Below are 22431 nucleotides of genomic sequence, written 5' to 3'. Positions count from 1 at the left end.
TGCCCCAAGGACGCGCGGAGCAGTCGCGAACGTCGCCGCCGGGCCCGGCGTGGGAGAATCGAGAGGGCTCACACGTACCGCTACCCGAGCAGGAGACACAGCACGATGCGCATCGGAGTTCTCACCGCAGGCGGCGACTGCCCTGGCCTGAACGCAGTGATCCGGTCGGTCGTGCACCGCGCGCTCACCGGTCACCACGACGAAGTGATCGGCTTCGAGGACGGGTTCAAGGGGCTCCTGGACGGGCACTACCGCCCCCTCGACCTCAACGCCGTCAGCGGCATCCTGGCCCGGGGCGGCACGATCCTCGGCTCCGCCCGCCTCGAGCGCGCCCGGCTGGCGGAAGCCGCCGCGTCCGCCCCCGAGTTGGCACGGAAGTACGGCATCGACGTCCTCATCCCGATCGGCGGCGAGGGCACCCTGACCGCCGCCCGGCTGCTCTCCGAGGCAGGCATGCCCGTCGTCGGCGTCCCCAAGACGATCGACAACGACATCTCCTCCACCGACCGCACCTTCGGCTTCGACACCGCCGTGGGCGTCGCGACGGAGGCCATAGACCGTCTGAAGACCACCGCCGAGTCGCACCAGCGGGTGATGGTGGTGGAGGTGATGGGCCGTCACGCGGGGTGGATCGCGCTGGAGTCCGGCATGGCCGGCGGCGCCCACGGCATCTGCCTGCCCGAGCGGCCCTTCCAGGTCGACGACCTGGTCAAGATGGTGGAGGAGCGCTTCGCACGCGGCAAGAAGTTCGCCGTCGTCTGCGTCGCCGAGGGCGCCCACCCCGCCGAGGGCTCCATGGAGTACCAGAAGGGCGAGATCGACCAGTACGGCCACGAGCGCTTCCAGGGCATCGGCAACCGCCTCGCCGTCGAGCTGGAGCGGCGCCTCGGCAAGGAGGCGCGGCCCGTCATTCTCGGACACGTCCAGCGCGGCGGCACGCCGACGGCCTACGACCGGGTGCTCGCCACCCGCTTCGGCTGGCACGCGGTGGAGGCCGCGCACCGCGGCGAGTTCGGGCGGATGACGGCGCTGCGGGGCACGGACGTCCACATGGTGCCGCTGGCCGAGGCCGTGACGCGGCTGAAGACGGTGCCGGAGAGCCGGATGTCGGAGGCGGAGTCGGTCTTCTGACCGTCGGCCCGCGCCGGGCGCCGGCCCCCGTCGGACGCCGGTCCGCGTGGGGCGGTGTGCGGCCAGGAAGCGCCCGTCGAAGGAACGGCCCCGATCGCCTCCCCCGTGGGCGATCGGGGCCGTTCGGCCTTGATCGGGACGTTTCGTCCGCGACGGGAATTGCTGGATTCCACTCTTGAGTCGAACACCATCATCAACAAGGCTTACGCCTGTCCCGGACATGTCCCCACTCCGTGCGGGACATGTCCGATGGCCGGTTCCTGGGGAGGGCGGGGTACGTCGCATGACCGAGGGCGACACCGGCGGGCGCGCAGCGCCCGACCCGAGCCAGGCAGGCGACCCCGCCGCCTTCATCGCCGCGCTCCACGCCCTCAAGGAGTGGTCCGGACTCACCTACCGCGAGCTCTCGGCCCGGGCGGAGGCACACGGCGACGTCCTGCCCCGCTCGACGGTGGCGAACATGCTGGCCCGCGCGACGGTCCCCCGTGAGGAACTGCTCGCCTCCTTCGTCCGCGCCTGCGGGGTCGGTCCCGGGGAGCTGGAGAGCTGGCAGGCGGTCCGCAAGGAACTCGCCGTCCGGGGACGCCACGCCCCGGGGCCGGAGGCCCGGCCGGCCCGGCACACGGCCGGCACGGCCGGCGAGGCGCCCGCCGCGACCGTCGGCCTCGAAGCCGGTCCGGATTCCGGGACGCAGGCCGCTCCGGACACGAGGACGGACGTCGTGACCGGCGCGGAGGCGGACGGCCCCGAGGGCGAGGCGGAGAGCCCCGGCGCGGAGGCGGACGGCCCCGACGGTGAGGCGGAGACCCCCGGCGCGGAGGCGGACGGCCCCGACGGCGAGGCGGAGACCCCCGGCGCGGAGGGGAGCGCCGTATGGCCCGCGGCTCCCGAGCCCGGCCCCGTGCCCGAGCCGCCCGACCCCGCGCCCCGGTGGCGGATAGGGCGGGCGCTCGTCACCGTCGTGGCCGTCGCCGGCCTGGTTCTCGCCGCCCTCAGCCTGGTCCACGCCGTCGTCCGCGACGACGACGGGAGGGACCCTCCGCGGCTGACGGCACCGGCGGCCGGGGAGGTGCGGATACGGGTGATCGGCTCGGACCTCTGCCTGAACGAGCGCCGGGGCAGCCGCAACGGCCGGGTCCACCAGGTGGCGTGCGAGGGGGCGGTCGTCCCCCTCTACTCCCTCGAGAAGCGGGCCGGCTCCTGGCGCATCCTGTCGGACCACCCCGACTACGGCCCCGGCTGCGCGGGCGTCCCCTCCGGCGGCCGCATCCCGGCCGCCCCGCTGGAGGACTCGGAGTGCGGGGACCCGACCCGCGTGGAGTCCTTCGCCCTGGAGCCCTTCGGCGCCCCCGTCAGGGGCTACCGCATCCGGCCCGAGGGCTCGCAGACCCCGGGTGTCTGCGTCACCGTCGTCGGTGACCGCACCGCCGAGTGGGCCCGGCTGGGCCAGGCGCCCTGCCGCGCGGACGCCGCCGGCCAGCTCTTCAGCTTCGACCGCCGGGAGCCGCGGGACTAGGGCGTGTGTCGAAAGGAGCGCCGTCCGCCCGGAGGGCGGGCCCCGCGGCGTCCGGTGCGTGCGATCGCACCGCGGCGGGTCGCCCTCGTGCCGGACGTACTCGGACGATCACGACAACGCGGCGAGCGTGCGTGCCAGGCGTCGCGGGGCAGGCGGGACTTTCGCAACACGCCCTAGTGCGGCGCGTCTCCCACCGGGCGGGGCGCCGGCCCAGGACGGGGCCAGGCCGACGTGGCCCGCGGCGCCGACCACGGACGGTCCGGGGCGACGTGGCCGGTGGCGTTCCCGTACACCGAGCCGTACCGCTCCCGCAGGTCGGAACAGGCGCGTGATCTCCGCCGGGACCCGTCCGTACCCTGGCCGGCGCAGGGTGCGGCCGGGGCGGGCGGCCGAGGAGTCGGGGCGATGGGCGATGGAGGACGTGCCACCGCAGGTACGCCCCGTCGGCGGCCCGGCAGCCGCCCAGGCCGCGGACGTGGTGCGCGCGGTCCAGGGGGATGTGCCGTCGCACGGCGGCACGCTTGCGTGAGCGTCACCCGGCCGGGACGGGGTTTCGGGGCGGTTCCCGAGCACACCTCCGGGTGCGGTCTACGCGCCGGTCGCCGCCCAGAAGTGCTCCACGATCCCGTCCAGGAACTCCCGGCCGGAGTCGCCGCTGTCGCCCGAGGCGCCCCAGCTGCTCGTCGCCGCCATCCTGGCGTGGTAGTCGGTGTGCAGCCGCTGGAGGGCGGACTCCAGCACCCGCTTCGGCAGTGGGAGCATCTTCACCGCCGGCCGGACATACGCCTGCCAGCGGGTCGTCGCCGCGTCCCGCAGCAGCGCCGCGAGGTCGTCGTCCCGGCCGGTGGCGGTCAGCAGGGCGCGCGGCCCCAGGCCGAGGGCCTCGGCGAGGGTCGCGGTCTGCCGTTCGTTGCCGCGCCAGCGGCCGGACTCCTCCATGCGGAGATACGCCTGGGCGTCGAGCCCGATCCGCCGGGCCAGCTCGTCGGCCGCGAGGCCGCGGGCCATGCGGTGCTCGCGGAGGGTGGTGGCGGCGGCCAGGAGTTCGGCGGGCGCGCACCACAGGACCCCGGCGAGCGCGGACAGTTCGTGCGAGGTCGGAGCGAGGCGGCCGCGTTCCCACGCGACGACGGTGTCGGGCGAGACGGCCAGGCCGTACTGGGCGCGCAGGCCGTAGGCGACGTGGCCGGGAGCCATGCCGAGGCCTTCGCGGAGCCGGCGGGCCGCGGGAGCGTTGAAGGGAGGGGGAGGGGAGGGCTGCACGCCGTCACGCTAGGTGCGGAACGTGACCATTGGCTACGGTGCGTTCACCCAAGGCCAGAAGTCGTAGAAACGTGGGAACCGGTGGGTAACCGCCCGGACCGGTCGGAAGGGCCATGCCTCGGATGCCGGAGGGGCCCGCTCACCGCGCGTAGAGAGGCGCGCTCCAGGACCGTAGATCACCCCGCCCCCGCCCCGCAAGCGCGCCGGGTCCGCCCCGGCCCCGTCAGGGCCCCGGCCGGGTCGTCGTGATCCACCGGTACTGCAGCTCCGGCCTGCCGACCTGCCCGTACTGCGGGGCCCGCGCGGCCCGTCCCTCGGTGACCAGGTGCTCCAGATAGCGGCGCGCGGTGATCCGGGAGATCCCCACCGCCGCCCCGGCCTCCGCCGCGGTCAGCCCGCTGGGGGCGTCGCGCAGCGTGCGGGTGACCGCCTCCAGGGTGGGAGCGCTCAGCCCCTTGGGGAGCGCGGCCGGCCGCGGGGTGCGGAGGGTGGCGAGGGCGCGGTCCACCTCGTCCTGCCCGGCGGCCTCCCCGGCCGCGGCGCGGAACTCGGCGTACCGGGTCAGCCGGTCGCGGAGGGTCGCGAAGGTGAACGGTTTCAGCACGTACTGGACGACGCCGAGCGACACCCCTTCGCGGACGATCGCGAGATCGCGGGCCGAGGTGACGGCGATGACGTCGGCGGAGTGCCCCGCCGCGCGCAGCGCGCGCAGGAGCTGGAGACCGTGGCCGTCCGGGAGGTAGAGGTCGAGCAGGAGCAGATCGACGGGCGTCCGGTCCAGGACCCGCACGGCGGCGGCCCGGGAGTGCGCGACCCCGGTGACGACGAAGCCCGGGACCCGCCCGGCGTAGAGGGCGTGCGCGTCCGCCGCGACCGGGTCGTCCTCCACCACCAGCACCCGGATCGGAGGGTCCGGCCGGTTCACGCCGTCACCTCCACGGCGGCACGCACCGCACCCCGGTCCAGCGGCAGCCGTACGGAGAACTCCGCACCGCCCTCGGGCGAGCGGTCGAGGGCCACCGTCCCGGACGCCCGGGCCGCGGCCTGGCGGACCAGGGCGAGGCCGAGGCCACGTCCCGCACCCTGGGTGGACCAACCGCGCTCGAAGACCGCGTCCCGGTCCTCGTCGGCGATCCCCGCCCCGCTGTCACCGACCCGGATCAGCAGCTCCCCGCCGCGCACCAGCGCGGTGACCGTGACGCGCGGGCGCGCCCTGCCGGAGCCGCCCGGTACCGCGCCCGCCGCCTCGACCGCGTTGTCGATCAGGTTGCCCAGGATCGTCACCAGGTCCCGGGACGGTATCTCCGGGGGCAGCAGACCGTCGTCGATGCGGCTGTCCTCGGTCAGCACCAGCTCCACGCCCCGCTCGTTGGCCTGCGCCGCCTTGCCCAGGAGCAGGGCCGCCAGCACCGGTTCGCCGACCGCGTCGACCACCCGGTCGGTGAGCGCCTGCGCCAGCTCCAGCTCGGCCGTCGCGAAACGGACCGCCTCGTCGACCCGGCCGAGTTCGATCAGCGAGACGACCGTGTGCAGCCGGTTCGCCGCCTCGTGGGCCTGTGCCCGCAGCGCTTGCGTGAACCCCCGCTCCGAGGACAACTCGCCGGACAGGGCCTGTAGTTCGGTGCGGTCCCGCAGGGTGACGACCGTGCCGCGCCGCTGCCCGCCCACCACCGGCCGGGTGTTCACCACGAGGACCCGCTCCGCCGTGAGGTGCAGCTCGTCTACCCGGGGCTCCGAGGCGAGCAACGCACTCGTCAGCGGGAGCGGCAGTCCCAGTTCCGTCGCCGGGGTGCCCACCACGTCCGCGCCGAGGCCGAGGAGCTCCCGTGCGCCGTCGTTGATCAGCGCGATCCTGCGCCGGCCGTCCAGCATCACCAGGCCCTCGCTCACCGCGTGCAGCGCCGCCTCGTGGTAGTCGTGCATCCGGCTCAGCTCGGTCGCGTTCATTCCGTGCGTGTGCCGCCGCAGCCGGGCGTTGATCACGTACGTGCCGACGCCGCCCAGGACCAGCGCCGCGCCGGCCATGCCCAGCAGGGCCGTGACCTGCTCCCGTACCTGCTCGCTGATCTTCTCGATCGTGATGCCCGCGCTGACCAGCGCCACGACCCGGCCGTGGTCGCGCACCGGCGTGATCGTACGGACGGAGGGGCCGAGCACCCCCTGATGCGTCTCGGAGAGGGTCCCGCCCCGGGCGGCCTCCTCGATGTGGCCGAGGTAGGGGTGTCCGATCTGCCCCGGCTCCGGGTGGGTCCAGCGCGTCCCGTCCGGGGCCATGATCACCACGAAGGCGACCCCGGTGCGGTGCCGTACCGACTCCGCGTACGGCTGGAGCAGCGCTGTCGGGTCCGCCGACCCGGCCGCCGCGACGACCGTGGGGGACTCGGCGACGGTGGTCGCGGTCGCCGCGGACTGCCGGCGCGCGGTCTCCTCGGCCTGCGCGCGGTCGGTGACGTACGCGAAGACGGCGCACCCGGCCACGATCGCCGCCACCAGCACGACCTGCATCGCGAAGAGCTGGCCGGCGAGGCTGCGGGGTCGGGGGAGGGAGAGGCGCATGCGGGTAAGTGTGCCTGGCTCGATTTGCGAGGCGGAATCCCGTTCCCGAATCGTTCTGTGACGCACGCGCGCGTGAACGAAAGGAACGCAAGGGTGACCCCGGTCACAGGCTGATGGATAGTCGCGGGGATCCACCGGGACGTGGACACCCCATCAGCACGAGGAGGACCCCGTGGCCGCACGACGGGACCGTACCCATTACCTGTATCTCGCAGTCATCGCCGCCGTGGTGCTCGGCATCGCGGTCGGCTTCCTGGCCCCGGGCGTCGCCGTCGAGCTGAAGCCGCTGGGCACCGGCTTCGTGAACCTGATCAAGATGATGATCTCGCCGATCATCTTCTGCACGATCGTCCTCGGCGTCGGCTCGGTCAGGAAGGCGGCGAAGGTCGGTGCCGTCGGCGGCCTCGCGCTCGGGTACTTCGTCGTGATGTCGACCGTCGCCCTCGCCATCGGCCTGGTCGTCGGCAACCTCCTGGAGCCCGGCTCCGGCCTGCACCTCACCAAGGAGGTCGCCGAGGCCGGTGCCAAGCAGGCGGACGGGGCGCACGAGTCCACGGTGGACTTCGTGCTCGGCATCATCCCCACGACGCTGGTCTCCGCCTTCACCCAGGGCGAGGTCCTCCAGACCCTGCTCGTCGCCCTCCTCGCCGGCTTCGCGCTGCAGGCGATGGGCAAGGCCGGCGAGCCGGTCCTGCGCGGGATCGGCCACATCCAGCGGCTGGTCTTCCGCATCCTCGCCATGATCATGTGGGCGGCGCCGATCGGCGCGTTCGGCGCCATCGCGGCCGTCGTCGGCGCGACCGGCGCCGACGCCCTGAAGTCGCTCGCCGTCATCATGATCGGCTTCTACGTGACCTGCGCCCTCTTCGTCTTCGTGGTGCTCGGCGCGATCCTGCGGCTGGTCGCCGGGGTCAGCATCCTGGCGCTCCTGAAGTACCTGGGCCGCGAGTTCCTGCTCATCCTCTCCACCTCGTCGTCCGAGTCGGCGCTGCCGCGCCTGATCGCGAAGATGGAGCACCTCGGCGTGAGCAAGCCGGTGGTCGGCATCACCGTCCCCACCGGTTACTCCTTCAACCTGGACGGCACCGCGATCTATCTGACGATGGCCTCGCTCTTCGTCGCCGAGGCGATGGGCAACCCGCTCTCGGTCGCCGAACAGATCTCCCTCCTGGTCTTCATGGTCATCGCCTCGAAGGGCGCCGCGGGCGTGACCGGCGCCGGCCTGGCGACCCTCGCGGGCGGCCTGCAGTCGCACCGCCCCGACCTGGTCGACGGCGTCGGCCTGATCGTCGGCATCGACCGCTTCATGAGCGAGGCCCGTGCGCTGACGAACTTCGCGGGCAACGCGGTCGCGACCGTCCTGGTCGGCACCTGGACCAAGGAGATCGACAGGACGCGGGTCGCCGAGGTACTGGCCGGCCGGGTCCCCTTCGACGAGGAGACCCTGGTCGACGACCACGCCCCGGCCCCCTCGGAGGTCCCGGACCAGCGCGCCGAGGAGGGTGAGGAGAAGGCCCGCGCGGGCGTCTGACCCGGGCGGACGGCGAAGGAACGACCCCGGCCACCTCCCCGGCCGGGGTCGTCCTCGTCGTGCGTCCGGCCCGCACCGCCGTTCCGGTCGGGGCCGTCTCCTTCGCGGCCCGCCTCCGCCGGTCCCGGCGCCGGCGGGGGACCGACAAAGGCCGGGTCGTGCCCGGCCGGATGTCAGCCGAACGGGATGCGGACCACCGACCGGTCGCCGATGCCCAGGGTGCTCGGCCCGTTCCCGATCGCGTTCCAGACCTCGATCCGGACCCGGCCGTTCACCAGGTCCCCATGGGATCCGGTGGCCGACTTCAGGCCCCTCGCCTGGGTGTAGTGCTCGAAGCCCGGCACGGGATCGGTGGCGAAGTACTGGTACGTCTCGCTCCGCTCCCAGGTGCCGTCCCCGGTACGGTCGTAACTCACCCGCACCTGCTGTCCGTTGGCGATCACCGAGCCGGCGTCCACGAACAGGTCGAACTGCGTGGAGCCGCCGTTGTACGCCCGGGTGATCGGCCCCGAGGTGAAGACCTGCGGGTTGCTGGGGACCCCGTCGTGGTTGCCGCCGCCCGCCGAGGCCAGGGAGACCGTCGACGCGGCGGCCGCGTCCCCGGCGCCCCCGCCCGTCCGCAGGTAGAGCTGCGAGGAGCCGGTCGGCGGAGGTGTGGTCGGCGGAGGTGTGGTCGGCGGAGGCGTGGTCGAGCCGCCCCGCGTCCACACGGCGACGTAGTCGACCAGCATGGGCCTCCCCGGCACCGTCGCGGCCGTCGGCGTCTTCCCGGCCAGCGCGTCCGGGAAGGCCCCGCCCATGGCCACGTTCAGCAGGATGAAGTACCCCGCGTGGCTGGTCATGTCGGCCCACGCCTGGGCGCCGACCCGGGTCTCGTTCACACTGTGGAAGAGCTGGTCGTCCACGTACCAGCGCAGCTCGTTGGGGGAGACCGAGCGGTCCCACTCGAAGCGGTACGTGTGGAACGCCGACTGGCAGCTCGCCCCGGGGCAGACCCGGCTGGCCCCGATGCCGGTGGTCTCACCGCACGGGCCGCCCGGGTTCACCCCGCAGTGCAGGACGCCCCAGACGGAGTTGACGCCGTTGACGTTCTCCATGATGTCGAACTCGCCGATGGCCGGCCAGTTCCAGTAGTTGCCCCGGTAGGGCGCGCCGAGCGCCCAGAACGCCGGCCAGTAGCCGAGCGCCGCGTCCCCGGTCACGTTCGGCATCTGGACCCGGCCCTCGATGCGCAGGGTGCCGCCGGCGGGGGCCTTGAAATCGGCCCGCTTGGTCTCGATACGGGCGGAGGTCCAGTTCCCGGCCCCGTCCCGGAGCGGGGTGATCCGGAGGTTGCCGGTGCCGTCGAGCCGCAGGTTGTCGGGGCTCGCGGTGTAGTTCTGGATCTCCCCGGTGCCCCAGTTGCCGGGGCCGCCGGGATAGCCGTGACCGGTGTCGATCTGCCAGTCGGCACTGTCGGGCAGCGAGCGGTCGGGGCCGTCGAAGTCGTCGCTCCACTGGAGCGACCAGCCCGGCGCCGGGGGGACGGCGCCACTGGCGGAGCCGGCTCCGCCGAGGCCGAGCAGGGCGCCGCCCGCGAGGGCGGCGGCGAGGAGTGAGGCGAGCAGGGGGGTGCGTCTGACGCGGCTCAAGGGAACACCTCCGGGGCGATGGTGCGCGGGGTGTGCGGGGGGCTGAGAGCGCTCTCAGACAGCTTTTGTAGTTGGAGACAACGGCCCCGTCAATGGGTCGGGTGTGTTCGGTCCCTGAACGCCCAGCTCGGCCAACTCATCCGCCCGCAGGATCAGTTCGGCGGCGGACACCGAATCGCGCACCGTCTCCGGCCGGCTCGCCCCCGGGATGGGGATCACCGTCGGCGACAGGGCGAGCAGCCAGGCGAGCGCCACTCGTTGCGGGCTCACCCCGCGTGCCCGCGCCACCCGGTGGAAACCCGCGTACTCCGGATCGTCCCCGCCCGGCCGCCCGTCCCCTCCCCGGGCCGACGGCCCGTCGAGCGAGCTGCGCGAGATGCCGCCCAGCGGGCTCCACGGCAGGAACGCCAGGCCCAGCTCCGCGCAGAGCCGCAGCTCCGCCTCGCCGGAACGGTCGGCGGGGGAGTACCGGTTCTGCACGGAGACGAGCCGCTCGCCCAGGATCTCCCGGGCCAGCCGGATCCCCGTCGTGTCCACGTTGGAGACCCCGGCCCGCCGGACCGTGCCGGCGTCCAGCAACTCCCTCACCGCGCCCAGCGATTCGGCGTACGGCACGGCCGGGTCCGGCTTGTGCAGCTGGTAGAGCCCGATCGCCTCGACGCCGAGCCGGCGGCGGGACGCCTCGGCCGCCCGCCGCAGATGCTCCGGGCGTCCGTCCACCGTCCAGCCGCCGTCTGCCGTCCGGCCCCGCCCGCCCTTGGTGGCCACCAGCACGTCGTCCGTCCGCCCGCCGTACGAGGCCAGCGCCCGCGCCACGAGCAGTTCGCCCTCGCCCGGCGCACCGCCCGGCGGGTGGTAGGAGTCGGCCGTGTCCAGGAGCGTCACGCCCGCGTCGAGCGCCGCGTGGACGGTCGCCCGGGCCCGCGCCTCGTCGGGACGGCCCTCGATGGCGAGCGGCATGGCCCCGAGCCCGATCGCGCCGACGCGTACGTCGCCCAGCATCCGGTACCGCATCAGCGCGCCCCCGCCGTCTCGGCCACGGCCCGCGCCAGCCATCGGGAGACGTGCCCGAAGGGGAATCCCAGGGCGCGGGCGCGGGAGTTGTCCATCGCGTAGGAGCGGGCGAAGGAGAGCGGCGACGCCGGGCCGTCGGTCACCTCCCGGAAAACGGTCCGCCCGCCCACCTGCCGCTCTATCTCCGCGCAGAGGTCGGCGGTGGTGAGCGTTCCGTCGGAATGCGCGTTGACGGGGCCGGTGAACTCCGCCTCGGCCGCCCACGCGAGGAACGCGGCGATCTCCTCCACGTACACGTAGGTGGCCGGGTGGTTCACCGCCGGCACGGCGATCGGTTCGCCCGCCCGGACGCGCCGGACGTAGTGGTCGAGGCGCCCCGTGAAGTCGTCGTCCCCGCCCAGGACGTGGGCCACCCGCACGGAGGCGTACGGGAACGGCGGATCGGCCGCGAAGACCGCCTCGGCCTGCCGCTTTCCCTCGCCGTAGTGCTCGTCGAGGAAGTCCGGGTCCTCCCAGGGGAGCTCCAGGTCGACCGCGACCGTCCGGGGGTCCACCGCCTCCTCCCGTACGGGGGCGCGGAAGTCCCCGTCCCCGTATACCTCGACCGTCGAGGTCATCACGTACCGCCCGGCGCGCGCTCCGAACACCCGGCGGGCCACCGCCGCCTGGCGCGGGGTGTAGCAGAACTGGTCGACGACGACGTCGAACGTACGGTCGCCCAGCGCCTTTTCCAGAGCCGCCTCGTCATTCCGGTCGGCGACGAGATGGGTCGTGCCCTCCGGGGGCGTGGCGGAACCCCGGTTGAGAACCGTCACCGCGTGCCCGGAATCCAGCAGCCGACGGACGAGCCGCTTTCCGAAATAGCGGCTTCCTCCGATGATCAGAATGTCCATGCCCTCCAGTGTTACGTTACGAAGACGCCGTCTGAAGGGGGAGACATGGCAGTTCAAACCGTCGTACCGAAAGAACCACGGCATCCGCGAGCGGCGGCCGACGAAACGTCGGCGACCGCCTTCGACACCGTCGACCGGTGGATCCTCGAGCTCGTCCAGGAGGACGGCCGCATCAAGCTCAGCGAACTCGGCCGCCGCGTCCGGCTCAGCCCGGCGGCCGTCACCGAGCGGGTCCGGCGCCTGGAGGCCCGCGGGGCGATCACCGGATACGGCGCGCACGTCTCCCCGGCCCGACTCGGCTACGGCATCCAGGCGTTCATCCGGGTCGACCCGCACGGCGGATACACCCTGAAGCACCCCCGGACCCTGGAACTCCTCGCCCGGCCGGAGGTCCTGGAGGCCCACCACGTCGTCGGCGAGGACTGCTGGATCCTCAAGGTCGCCGTCACCGACACCGTCCACCTGGAGGACGTCCTGGAGCAGACCTCCGCCCTCGGCCGGACCACCACCTCGATCGTGCTGTCGTCGCCCGTGGAGCGCAAGCCGCTGCTGCCGCCCTCCGGAAACCGCCCTTGACAACCTCTCGGCCGAGCCGTTCAGATGAGGGGACTCGCGTCGCGTGCCGGTCCGCGCCTGAAAGCGGAGGCATGGAGGCAAGAGGACCGTAGGGACGGCTTTGCCCCTTCACTTCAACACCCGTGTCATCGACGAATTCCGCACCAACGCCGGACGCCTCGGCGGCCCCTTCGAGGGATGGGTGCTTCTCCTTCTCACCACCACCGGCGCCCGGTCCGGAAAAGAACACACGACCCCGCTCGGCTTCGTCGAGGACGGCGACCGCCTCCTGGTCACCGGCTCGGCCGGCGGCTCCGACCGGCACCCCGACTGGTACCGCAACCTCCTCGTCAACCCCACCGTCACGGTGGAGCTGGGCACCGAGACATGGCAGGCCACTGCCGTCGCCGCCACCGGAACCGAGCGCGACGAACTCTTCGCCCGCGTGGTCGCCGCGGCCCCCGGCTACGCCGACTACCAGAAGGCGACCGACCGGATCATCCCCGTCGTCGCCCTCTACCGCGTCCCCGAGGACACCTACACCCCGCCGGACCGGCTCGACGCCCTCGCCGACGAGCTGGTCGCGATCCACGACTGGCTGCGCCGCGAACTGGCGGCCCTGAGCGACGGACTCGGCGACCCCACCGCCCCGGGACTCACCGTCGAGCTGCGCCGCCACTGCCTGACCTTCTGCTCCGCGATGGCCGTCCACCACGGCGGGGAGGACGCGGGGCTCTTCCCGTACCTGGCCCGCACCCACCCCGAGAAGGCCGACGCCTTCGAGCGGCTGCGGGCCGAGCACACGACGGTGGCGCGCGTCCTCGACGAGCTGGGGACGGCGCTCGCCCGGCTCGACGAGGTGCCGCCCGCGGTGCTGCGCGCGGAGTTCGACCGGCTCCGCGCGGAACTGGAGACCCACTTCGCCTACGAGGAGGAGCAGGTGATCCCGCTGCTCCGGGGCAGCGCCTGACCGCACCCGCGCCCCGCTTGCCCCTGACGTCGGTGTCGAGGCCTACGTCAGGGGACGCGCGCATCGGGGAGCCGGCCGGGGACGCCGTCCCGCCTCCGTCGACGGGGACCGGAGGCGTGACCCGGCGTGATACGCCACGATCTTCCGCAACACGGCCTCGCCGGCCGCGTGTATCGCGGGCGTATGGGAAACCGGATACGCCATCGCAACGGCGCTCCGGGTCTCCTGGTCCCATGACCCACCACGCACCCACGCCGGTACGACCCCGCCGCACGCGCGCGATCCCGCTCCTCGGCCTGGCGGTCCTCGCCCTGGCCGGCGCCGTGTTCGTCGTGCGGCGGCCGCTCATGATGTCCGCTCCGACGTGCCTGGCCGGGCGGTGGCACGGCTGCTTCGACACGTTCAACGGCGTGGTGTTCATGACGTTGGTCTCGCTGCCCGCGGCCGCGCTGGTGGTGTGGCTGTCCGCCCGCCGCCGGCGGCGGGCCGGCGTCCCCTCGCCGTGGCGGCGGTCGCTGGCCGAGGTGGGCATGGTCCACGGGACGCTGCCGTTCGTGTGGATGACCATGATGCCGGGCGGCGGGGGCGACACCGTGCCCGCCCGGGTGAGCCTGGTCCCGCTGCGGGACCTGGTGACCATGGGGCCGCTCGGGATCACCGGCAATCTGCTGGTCTTCGCGGCGCTGGGGTTCTTCGCCCCGATGCGGTTCGCGGCGACGGCGTCCGTGCCGCGGGTCCTGGCGCTCGGGGCGGGCTGCTCGGTCCTGGTCGAGACGGCCCAGTACGTCCTGCGCCTGGACCGGGTGTCCTCCGTGGACGACGTCCTGGTGAACGCCGCCGGAGCCGTCCTGGCCGGGCTGGCGTCGCGCCGCTGGTGGCGCACGAGGACGCAGGCGCCGCCACGGGAGCCTCGCCCCGCGCCGGCAGCGGCGGGCTGACCCGCGTGTCCGGTGGACTCGGCTCGTCGCATACGCCGGCGATACCGGGCGCTGCCTAGGCTTCCGGCATGCGCGTACTGATCGTGGAGGACGAGCCCTACCTGGCCGAGGCCGTGCGTGACGGCCTGCGGCTCGAGGCGATCGCCGCCGACATCGCGGGCGACGGCGACTCGGCCCTGGAACTGCTCAGCGTCCACTCCTACGACCTCGCGGTCCTCGACCGTGACATCCCCGGCCGCTCCGGCGACGAGGTCGCCCGGCACATCGTCGCCTCCGGCAGCGGCATCCCGATCCTCATGCTCACCGCCGCCGACCGGATCGACGACAAGGCGTCCGGGTTCGAACTCGGCGCCGACGACTACCTCACCAAGCCGTTCGACCTGCGGGAGCTCGTCCTGCGGCTGAGGGCGCTCGACCGCCGGCGCGCGTACGCCCGGCCCCCGGTCCGCGAGATCGCGGGCCTGCGGCTCGACCCCTTCCGCCGGGAGGTCTTCCGCGACGGACGCTATGTCGCGCTCACCCGCAAGCAGTTCGCCGTGCTGGAGGTCCTGATCGCCGCCGAGGGCGGCGTCGTCAGCGCCGAGGACCTCCTCGAACGGGCCTGGGACGAGAACGCCGACCCCCTCACCAACGCCGTCCGGATCACCGTCTCCGCGCTGCGCAAACGCCTCGGCGAACCGGGGATCATCGCCACGGTGCCGGGGGTCGGCTACCGCATCGACACCGGCGCCGGGACCACCGGCCCGGGCCGTACGGGTGCGTAGGCGCCCGGGCCTCAGCGTCCGGCTGAGACTCACCCTCAGCTACGCCGGTTTCCTCGCCGTCGCAGGAGCTCTCCTGCTGGCCGTGGTGTGGGTCTTCCTGCTGCGCTACGTACCCGACAACTCCCGAGGACTCCTCGGGATCGCTCCCAACCGCTACCTCCTGGTGCGCACCTTCGCCCCCGCCGCGGCCGCGGCCATGGTCTTCCTGCTCGCCTTCGGTCTCCTCGGCGGATGGATCCTCGCCGGCCGGATGCTCGCACCGCTCACCCGGATCACGGCCGCGGCGCGGAAGGCCGGTGACGGATCGCTGTCCCACCGGATCCGGATGGAAGGCCGCCGGGACGAATTCCGTGAATGCGCCGACGCCTTCGACGCCATGCTCGGACAACTCGACGCGCACGTCGCCGAGCAGCGCAGATTCGCCGCGAACGCCTCCCACGAGCTGCGCACCCCGCTCGCCATCTCGCGGACGCTGCTCGACGTCGCCCGCGAGGACCCCACGCGGGACCCGGGCGAACTCGTCGAACGCCTGCGTGCCGTCAACACCCGGGCGATCGACCTCACCGAGGCCCTTCTGCTGCTCAGCCGCAGCGACCGCGGGAACGTCGGCGAGGAGAGCGTCGACCTCTCCCTCGTCGCCGAGGAGGCCGCCGAGACCCTGCTCGGCCTCGCCGAGCGGCGTGGGGTCACGCTCGACGTCACCGGCGGAGCGACACGGACCAGCGGCTCCGCTGAGCTCCTGCTGCGGATGGTGACGAACCTCGTCCAGAACGGCATCGTCCACAACCTCCCGGGCGGCGGCACCGTGACCGTGCACACCGAGGCACGGCACGGCGCGAGCGTGCTGCGGATCGAGAACACGGGCCGCCCGGTGCCGCCGGAGCTGGTACCGACCCTCACCGAGCCCTTCCAGCGCGGGACGCGGCGGGTGCGCACCGACGAACACGCCGGGGTCGGCCTCGGCCTGGCCATCGTGCAGAGCATCGTCCGCGCCCACGACGGGACCCTCGACCTCGCCCCCCGCCCGGCCGGCGGTCTCCTCGTCACGGTCCGGCTGCCCGCCCCGCCGTAGACCTCGCAGCCCTGCGGATGTGCCGCTCATGGCGCATACGGAAATACCCCGACTAGAATTGACAGTCGGGGTATTGCGTCGCGTATATTCGTGGATTCCGTGTCTGCGTTTCATTCGTAGATGAAGAGGACACGGAGAAGTTCAATAAACGCACTGTATCGCGCCAGGAGTCGAATTGTCAACCGAGCAAATGCGTAATGAGCAGCAATTCATCACGGAGCTCTACGCGCGACTCGACGACCTGAGGGACCAGGCCGAAGCCGCCGTCGGCCAGGCCCTGCGCACCCCGGGGGTCGGCAGCAGCCAGGGACGGCTCGAGCGGGACGTGAGGGTGGCCGAGCAGTCGGGGCTGCTCGCCGCCTTCGACGCGGGGGAGACCGGACTCTGCTTCGGACGGCTCGTCTTCCAGGACGGACGCGACCACCACATCGGACGGATCGGCATCCGCCGGGACGACCCGAACCGCACCCCGCTCGTCGTGGACTGGCGCGCCGACGCCGCACGCCCCTTCTACCTCGCGACCGGATACCAGCCCATGGGGCTCAGCCGGCGCCGGCACATCACCACCCACGGCCGCCGGGTGACCGCCCTGCACGACGAGGTTCTCGACCTCGCCGACGCCACCCGCACCGGGCACGAGAACCGCGACGCCGACGAGGTGCTGCTCGCCGCGCTCGACGCCGCGCGCACCGGGCGCATGCACGACATCGTGCAGACCATCCAGGCCGAGCAGGACCGCATCATCCGCTCCCCGCACCGCGGCGTCCTCGTCGTCGAGGGCGGCCCCGGCACCGGCAAGACCGCCGTGGCCCTGCACCGCGCCGCGTACCTCCTCTACGCCCACCGCGAGCAGCTCGCCAAGCGGGCCGTCCTGATCGTCGGCCCCAACCCCGCCTTCCTGGGCTACATCGCCAACGTCCTGCCCTCCCTCGGCGAGACCGGCGTCCTCCTCGCCACCCCCGGCGAGCTGTACCCGGGCGTCCGCGCCACCGGCACCGACACCCCGCGCGCCGCCGCGGTCAAGGGCGACCGGGCCATGGCCGACGCCCTCGCCCGGGCCGTACGGGACCGGCAGCAGGTGCCCGACCGCGGAACGCCCCTCGTCGTGCCGCACGACGACGGCGACCTGGTCATCGACTGGGACATGGCCCTCGAAGCCCGCCACAAGGCGCGCGAGACCCACCTGCCGCACAACCTCGCCCGGCCCTACTTCGTCTTCCACCTCCTCGACGCGCTCGCCGAGCAGCTCGCCGACCGCATCGGCGCCGACCCGTACGGCGGCCCCAACTTCCTCGGCGCCGACGACCTGGCCCTGCTCGCCAAGGGCGTCGCCGCGAACCCGGACGTCCACGCCGCCATCGACACCCTCTGGCCGCCGCTCACCCCCGAGGAGTTCCTCGCCGACTACCTCGCCGAGCCGACGCACCTGTCCGACGCGGACGCCGATGCCGTCCGGCGCGACGGCGGGCCGTGGACCCCGGGAGACGTCCCGCTGCTCGACGAGGCCGCCGAACTCCTCGGTCACGACGACGCGGCCGCCCGCGCCGCCGAGGAGGCCGAACGGCAGAAGCAGATCCAGTACGCCCAGGGCGTCCTCGACGTCTCCTTCGCCTCGCGCACGTACGAGTTCGAGGACAAGGAGGAGCAGGACAAGGACGCCTCCGAGGTCCTCTCCGCGCACGACATCATCGACGCCGAGCGGTTCGCCGAGCGCCACGAGGAGGCCGACCACCGCAGCGCCGCCGAGCGCGCCGCCGCAGACCGCACCTGGGCCTTCGGCCACATCATCGTCGACGAGGCGCAGGAGCTGTCGGCGATGGCCTGGCGGCTGCTGATGCGCCGCACCCCCACCCGCTCCATGACCCTGGTCGGCGACCCGGCCCAGACCGGCGACGCGGCCGGTGTCGGCTCGTGGGAGCGGATCCTCGCCCCGTACGTGGAGGACCGCTGGGAACTCGTCCGCCTCGGGGTCAACTACCGCACTCCCGCCGAGATCATGGAGGCCGCCGCCGAGGTGCGGCGGGAGGCCGACCCGGGCTTCGAGCCGCCGCGCTCGGTCCGCTCCACCGGCGTCGACCCGTGGGAGCGGACCGCTCAGGACCCGGTGAAGGAGACCGCCGACGCGGTCGCCGTGGAGCTGCGTGAGGAGGGGCGCCTCGCGGTGATCGCCCCGCCGGAGCTGCACGCGGGGCTCGCCGCCGCGCTCCCCGGCGCCTCCCACGGCCCGACCCCCGACCTGACCCGCCCGGTGGTCCTGCTGGACCCCCGGCAGGCCAAGGGCCTGGAGTTCGACACGGTCCTCGTCGTCGACCCGGACGCCATCCGGGCCGGCGCCACGCACGGCACCAACGACCTGTACGTGGCGCTGACCCGGGCCACTCAGCGGCTGGGCGTGATCCGCAGGGCCTGACCGCTCACGCCGGACGCAGCCACACCGTCGCCAGCGGCGGCAGGGTCATCCGTACGCTCGCCGGACGGCCGTGGGACGGCACCGACTCGGTCTTCACCGGGTCGGCGCCCCCCACGCCGCTGCCTCCGTACCGCGTCGCGTCCGTGTTGAGGACCTCCGACCAGGCCGCCACCGACTCCGGGACGCCGAGCCGGTAGTCGTGCCGCACCACCGGCGAGAAGTTGCAGACCGCGAGCAGCGGGGAGCCGTCGCCGTCGTAGCGGAGGAACGCGAAGACGTTGTCCTCGGCGGCGTCCCCCACCACCCACTGGAAGCCCTCCGGGGCGGTGTCCCGCTCCCACAGCGCCGGCGTCTGGCCGTACACCGTGTTCAGGTCGCGCACCAGGTCCCGCACACCCCGGTGGTCCGCCTCCGCCCCGTAGGACGGGTCGAGCAGCCACCAGTCCGGGCCGTGCTCCGCCGACCACTCCGCCCCCTGGGCGAACTCCTGACCCATGAAGAGGAGTTGCTTGCCGGGGTGGGCCCACATGAAGCCCAGGTAGGCGCGGTGGTTGGCGCGCTGCTGCCACCAGTCGCCGGGCATCTTCGAGACCAGCGCCTGCTTGCCGTGCACGACCTCGTCGTGGGAGATCGGCAGGATGTAGTTCTCGCTGTACGCGTACACCATCGAGAAGGTCATCTCGTTGTGGTGGTACTTGCGGTGCACCGGCTCCTTGGAGACGTAGCCGAGCGAGTCGTGCATCCAGCCCATGTTCCACTTCATGCCGAAGCCCAGCCCGCCGAAGCCGCCCGGACCGTCCTGGTCCGTCGCCCGGGTCACGCCGTCCCAGGCGGTGGACTCCTCGGCGAAGGTGATGATCCCCGGGCAGCGCCGGTATACCGTCGCGTTCATCTCCTGGAGGAAGGCGACGGCGTCGAGGTTCTCCCGGCCGCCGAACTCGTTCGGCAGCCACTCGCCGTTCTCACGGGAGTAGTCGAGGTAGAGCATCGAGGCGACCGCGTCCACCCGCAGGCCGTCGATGTGGTACTCCTCGCACCAGTACACCGCGTTGGCCACCAGGAAGTTCCGCACCTCCTTGCGGCCGTAGTCGAACTCCAGCGTCCCCCAGTCCGGGTGCGCCGAGCGCCGCGGGTCCTCGTGCTCGTACAGCGGGCGGCCGTCGAACTCCGCGAGCGCCCAGTCGTCGCGCGGGAAGTGCGCGGGAACCCAGTCCATCAGGACGCCGATCCCGGCCCGGTGCAGGGACTCGACGAGGTACTTGAAGTCGTCGGGCGTGCCCATCCGGGCGGTCGGGGCGTAGAAGCCGGTCACCTGGTAGCCCCAGGATCCGCTGAAGGGGTGCTCGGCGACGGCCATGAACTCGACGTGCGTGAAGCCGAGGTCGCGGACGTACGCCGGCAGCTGCTCGGCGAGCTGCCGGTAGGTGAGGCCGGGGCGCCACGACGGCAGATGCAGCTCGTAGACGGAGAAGGGCGCCTCGTGGTGCGGCCGGGCGCCCCGGCCCGCCATCCACTCCGCGTCGTCCCAGGTGTGGTGCGACTCGGTGACGATCGAGGCGGTGTTCGGCGGGCACTCGGTACGGCGGGCCATCGGGTCCGCCCGCAGGGTGTGGGAGCCGTCGGGACGGGCGATGTCGAACTTGTACACCGCCCCCTCGCCGACGCCGGGCACGAAGAGCTCCCAGACACCGGTCGCGCCGAGCGACCGCATCGGCAGCGCGGTCCCGTCCCAGTGGGTGAAGTCGCCGGTGACCCGCACCCCGCGCGCGTTGGGCGCCCAGACGGTGAACCGGGTGCCGGTCACGCCCTGGTGCGTCATCGGGCGGGCGCCGAGCGCCTTCCACAGCTCCTCGTGCCGGCCCTCGCCGATCAGGTGGAGGTCCAGTTCCCCGAGGGAGGGCAGGAAGCGGTAAGGATCCTGCACGGCCAGCTCGTCGCCGTCGTAGCGCACCCGCAGCTCGTATTCGGGGATCTTGCGCAGCAGCGGCAGCAGCCCCGAGAAGAAGCCGTCGCCGTCGTCGTGCAGCGCGACCCGTTTCCCCTTGGCGATGACCGCGACCTCGCGGGCGTACGGCCGCAGCACGCGGACCGCGACGCCGCCGCGCACGGGGTGGGCGCCGAGCAGCGCGTGCGGGTCGTGGTGCTCCCCCGCGAGCAGCCGTGCCCGGTCTCCCGCGCCGAGGGGCGGCGCCTTGCGCACGCCGCGCTCTCCTCCCGCCTCCGCGCGGGGCGCCGGCGTCTTGGCCGCGGCCGCCGGCGTGACCTTCGGCGCCACCTTCGTCGTGGTCTTCGCCGAGGGCACTTCGTCGGTCGTGGTGCGGGCCGTCTTGCGTGCGGATCGGGCGGTCACGGGGTTGCCTCCTGGGGAGAATCGGAAGGGGAGGGGTGCGGGGACGTGCGGGGGCTGCGCGGGGACGGCGACTCCCACGCAACCGCAACGCGGCCCGTCCCGCGCAGGACACTCGGCCGAACGGGTCGCGGGCGCGCGGACACGGGCGCCGGTGCGCCGGATCGGGTCGGATGCCCGTCTTCATGGTGCGGCGTACCGAGGAGCGCCCGCGCCCGGAAGGCCGCCGTCCGTGTGCCCGTGTCACCGGGGGCCGGGCGGCCCCCGGTGACCGGGGCGTCGGGCCCGGCCGTCACTCCGCGCCCGCGAGGCGGTGGATCGCCGCCATCGGGACCGGGAGCCAGTCCGGGCGGTGGCGGGCCTCGTAGACGACTTCGTAGACCGCCTTGTCGGTCTCGTAGGCGCGCAGCAGCGCCGGGTCGGAACGGGGGTCCGTGCCGGAGGCCTCGGCGTAGCCCGCGCAGTAGGACGCGCGGCACCGGGCCGCCCACTCGGCGTTCCAGGGGCGGTGGGTGCGGGCCGCGTAGTCGAACGAACGGAGCATGCCCGCGACGTCCCGGAGGGCGGGCTGCGGCCGGCACCGTTCGGCGAGCGGCTTCGCGGGCTCCCCCTCGAAGTCGATCACCGCCCAGCCGCCGTCCGCCGCCCGAAGGGTCTGCCCCAGGTGCAGGTCGCCGTGGATCCGCTGAAGCCGGCCCTCCCCGGCCGTGTCGCCGGCGGCCGCGAAGACGGCGCGCAGCCCGGGGACGTACGGCAGCAGGGCCGGGACCGCCTTCGCCGCCGCGTGCAGACGCTGGTCCATCGCCGCGGTCAGGTGCTCCGTCTCGGTCCGCCGCAGCCGCTCGGTGGGCAGTGCCGTCGCCAGCGCCAGGTGCACCTCGGCCGTGGCGCGGCCGAGGGCGTGCGCCTCGGTGGTGAACTCCCGTCCCTGGGCCAGCGCGTCGAGCGCGAGGCGCCAGCCGTCCCGCGACTCCCGCAGGAACGGCTGGAGCACGCCGAGGGTGCTGGGCCCCGACTCGAACCAGGCGACCGGCGCGGGCACCCGCGCGCACCCCGCCCTGGCCAGGGCCAGGGGCAGTTCCAGATCGGGGTTGGCGCCGGGACTGACCCGGCGGAAGATCTTCAGGATGTACGCATCGCCGTACACGAGCGAGGAGTTGGACTGTTCCGCGTCCAGCACGCGTGGGGCGAGCGAGGCGGGCAGCTCGGTGGTCCGGTGGAACAGGAGCGGCCCGATCCGGCCCGGTGTACGCAGACGTTCGTAGAGCAGTCCGGCGAGCCGCGGGTCGCGCAGCCCTTCGTAGACCGCCCGTCCGGCCAGCGGTCCCTGGCGGATCCGCCCGATCAGGGCGGGGGCGAGGCGCGGCGGCAGTTGTGATCTGACGCCGAGCAGCAGTTGGTAGCAGTCGGCGGGTGTACCGGCCGGGCGGGCCGGCTGTTCGACCCGTACCAGCAGATGCAGCAGCCCGGGTCCCGTGCCGTCCAGCGGCAGCAGCTCGGTGGCCGCTTCCAGCGTGAATCCGGTGACCCGCCTTCCCTTGCCCGCGAACCAGCGCTGCCGGGGCAGCCAGTCATGGAGCAGGGGAGCGAGTGACGGGAGGAGGGCGGCCGGGGCCCGGGTGGTGGATGCGGTCTCCGGCATGGCATCGCGTCCTTTCCCCGGGGGGCGCAGAATCGAGTTCAAATGCGCAGAGTGTCCCGGATGGCGGCTTCGGCTGTCCGGATGTGCGGGACGTGTCGGGAGGGAAGATCCGTATGGGCCCGACAAGAAGGCCCGTATGGACCTGGATCCCCCCGTGGGGCTGAGGGGTGTGTGGGTCACAGTGCCCCGGGTGGCGCG

General features: G+C 73.5%; 17 protein-coding genes. 9 read left to right on the top strand and 8 right to left on the bottom strand.

Translation table 11 applies throughout. The features are described from left to right. The first annotated feature begins 105 nt into the window (after positions 1-105). Positions 106-1131: an ATP-dependent 6-phosphofructokinase gene (locus AB0K65_RS16075; RefSeq protein ID WP_365716791.1), complete on the top strand. Its 1026-nt coding sequence runs from the start codon at positions 106-108 to the stop codon at positions 1129-1131. A gap of 283 nt (positions 1132-1414) precedes the next feature. Continuing rightward, the gene (locus AB0K65_RS16070) at positions 1415-2647 is read left to right on the top strand and encodes a helix-turn-helix domain-containing protein (RefSeq protein WP_365716789.1); all 1233 of its coding nucleotides are present in this window, start codon (positions 1415-1417) and stop codon (positions 2645-2647) included. Between the two features lie 588 nt (positions 2648-3235). On the opposite strand, the gene AB0K65_RS16065 is transcribed toward AB0K65_RS16070, so the two are convergent. From AB0K65_RS16065 to AB0K65_RS16055, 3 genes are all read right to left on the bottom strand, one after another. Continuing rightward, a complete protein-coding gene (locus AB0K65_RS16065; protein ID WP_365716921.1) occupies positions 3236-3844 on the bottom strand; it encodes an XRE family transcriptional regulator in 609 nt (202 codons plus the stop codon). Between the two features lie 289 nt (positions 3845-4133). Continuing rightward, positions 4134-4835, bottom strand: coding sequence for a response regulator (locus tag AB0K65_RS16060; protein WP_365716787.1), 702 nt, complete (start codon positions 4833-4835; stop codon positions 4134-4136). Beyond that, on the bottom strand, positions 4832-6466 hold the full coding sequence (locus AB0K65_RS16055; protein WP_365716785.1) for a sensor histidine kinase: 1635 nt from the start codon (positions 6464-6466) through the stop codon (positions 4832-4834). Before AB0K65_RS16055 ends, AB0K65_RS16060 begins: the two co-directional genes overlap by 4 nt. A gap of 172 nt (positions 6467-6638) precedes the next feature. Between AB0K65_RS16055 and AB0K65_RS16050 the strand changes: the two genes are divergently transcribed. After that, entirely contained in the window at positions 6639-7997 is a 1359-nt protein-coding gene (locus AB0K65_RS16050) for a cation:dicarboxylase symporter family transporter (RefSeq protein ID WP_365716783.1), read from the top strand. Between the two features lie 173 nt (positions 7998-8170). Here the strand turns inward: AB0K65_RS16050 and AB0K65_RS16045 are convergent, their stop codons facing one another. Genes AB0K65_RS16045 through AB0K65_RS16035 form a run of 3 tightly spaced genes read right to left on the bottom strand, consistent with a single transcriptional unit; the run spans position 8171 to position 11535 of the window. Further along, positions 8171-9628, bottom strand: a complete 1458-nt coding sequence (locus AB0K65_RS16045) for a glycoside hydrolase family 16 protein (RefSeq protein WP_365716781.1) — start codon at positions 9626-9628, stop codon at positions 8171-8173. A 54-nt stretch (positions 9629-9682) separates the two neighbouring features. Then, on the bottom strand, positions 9683-10642 hold the full coding sequence (locus AB0K65_RS16040) for an aldo/keto reductase (RefSeq protein WP_365716779.1): 960 nt from the start codon (positions 10640-10642) through the stop codon (positions 9683-9685). Next, positions 10642-11535 (bottom strand): NAD-dependent epimerase/dehydratase family protein, encoded by an 894-nt coding sequence (locus tag AB0K65_RS16035; RefSeq protein ID WP_365716777.1) that lies wholly within the window; start codon positions 11533-11535, stop codon positions 10642-10644. The genes AB0K65_RS16040 and AB0K65_RS16035 overlap by 1 nt, the downstream gene beginning before the upstream one ends. Before the next feature lie 45 nt (positions 11536-11580). On the opposite strand from AB0K65_RS16035, the gene AB0K65_RS16030 reads away from it, so the two are divergent. The 6 genes from AB0K65_RS16030 (at position 11581) to AB0K65_RS16005 (ending at position 18244) form a co-directional block, all read left to right on the top strand. Further along, positions 11581-12111: an Lrp/AsnC family transcriptional regulator gene (locus tag AB0K65_RS16030; protein WP_365716776.1), complete on the top strand. Its 531-nt coding sequence runs from the start codon at positions 11581-11583 to the stop codon at positions 12109-12111. A gap of 100 nt (positions 12112-12211) precedes the next feature. Further along, on the top strand, positions 12212-13060 hold the full coding sequence (locus tag AB0K65_RS16025) for a nitroreductase/quinone reductase family protein (RefSeq protein WP_365716774.1): 849 nt from the start codon (positions 12212-12214) through the stop codon (positions 13058-13060). A 233-nt stretch (positions 13061-13293) separates the two neighbouring features. Continuing rightward, on the top strand, positions 13294-13998 hold the full coding sequence (locus AB0K65_RS16020) for a VanZ family protein (RefSeq protein WP_365716772.1): 705 nt from the start codon (positions 13294-13296) through the stop codon (positions 13996-13998). A gap of 68 nt (positions 13999-14066) precedes the next feature. After that, positions 14067-14762: a response regulator transcription factor gene (locus AB0K65_RS16015; protein ID WP_365716770.1), complete on the top strand. Its 696-nt coding sequence runs from the start codon at positions 14067-14069 to the stop codon at positions 14760-14762. Next, entirely contained in the window at positions 14755-15834 is a 1080-nt protein-coding gene (locus tag AB0K65_RS16010; protein ID WP_365716768.1) for a HAMP domain-containing sensor histidine kinase, read from the top strand. The genes AB0K65_RS16015 and AB0K65_RS16010 overlap by 8 nt, the downstream gene beginning before the upstream one ends. A 190-nt stretch (positions 15835-16024) precedes the next feature. Continuing rightward, entirely contained in the window at positions 16025-18244 is a 2220-nt protein-coding gene (locus AB0K65_RS16005) for a UvrD-helicase domain-containing protein (RefSeq protein ID WP_365716766.1), read from the top strand. Positions 18245-18248: 4 nt separating this feature from the next. Here the strand turns inward: AB0K65_RS16005 and glgB are convergent, their stop codons facing one another. Together glgB and AB0K65_RS15995 are read right to left on the bottom strand one after the other, a co-directional pair. Further along, complete coding sequence (glgB, locus tag AB0K65_RS16000; protein WP_365716919.1) at positions 18249-20444, bottom strand: 1,4-alpha-glucan branching enzyme; 2196 nt, start codon at positions 20442-20444, stop codon at positions 18249-18251. Between the two features lie 439 nt (positions 20445-20883). Next, positions 20884-22233 carry a maltokinase gene (locus tag AB0K65_RS15995; RefSeq protein WP_365716764.1) on the bottom strand — a complete coding sequence of 450 codons (1350 nt, stop codon included), beginning with the start codon at positions 22231-22233 and terminating at the stop codon, positions 20884-20886. Between the last annotated feature and the right edge of the window lie 198 nt (positions 22234-22431).

The organism is Streptomyces sp. NPDC053755, assembly GCF_040677675.1.
Classification (GTDB): Bacteria; Actinomycetota; Actinomycetes; order Streptomycetales; family Streptomycetaceae; genus Streptomyces.
This window is presented reverse-complemented; position numbering and strand designations above follow the sequence as displayed.